This is a genomic window from Vibrio sp. 1249-1 (genome assembly GCF_033340495.1).
This window is the reverse complement of the sequence record NZ_JAWOWJ010000715.1, coordinates 276-632: the sequence shown is the minus strand read 5'-3', so window position 1 is coordinate 632 and position 357 is coordinate 276. Positions and strand designations below refer to the sequence as shown.

Here is a 357-nt window from a genome sequence, read left to right as displayed (position 1 = left end):
ACAAACGTGAACTTGGCCAAGCGTTAGTGACACATCCAAAGATTAAAGCCGTTGGGTTCACAGGCTCAGTTAGTGGAGGGCGTGCCTTATTCAACCTTGCTCAACAGAGACCTGAGCCGATCCCTTTTTATGGAGAACTCGGCGCCATTAACCCAACCTTTATTCTCCCAGAAGCAATGAAGAACAACGCTTCACTTGCAGAGCAGTTTGTCGCATCAATGACCATGGGTTGCGGCCAGTTTTGTACAAAACCGGGAGTAGTGTTCGCGTTGAATACTCCAGAAACACAAGCCTTTATCGAAACCGCTCAGGCTTTGATTCGTCAACAGTCCCCTTCTACGCTTCTCACTCAAGGTA

1 protein-coding gene is annotated in these 357 nt (G+C 48.2%); it reads left to right on the top strand.

The window, feature by feature from the left end:
- Positions 1–357 (top strand): aldehyde dehydrogenase family protein (locus R7Z50_RS28515; protein WP_318149882.1); only part of this gene is annotated, 357 nt, incomplete at both ends.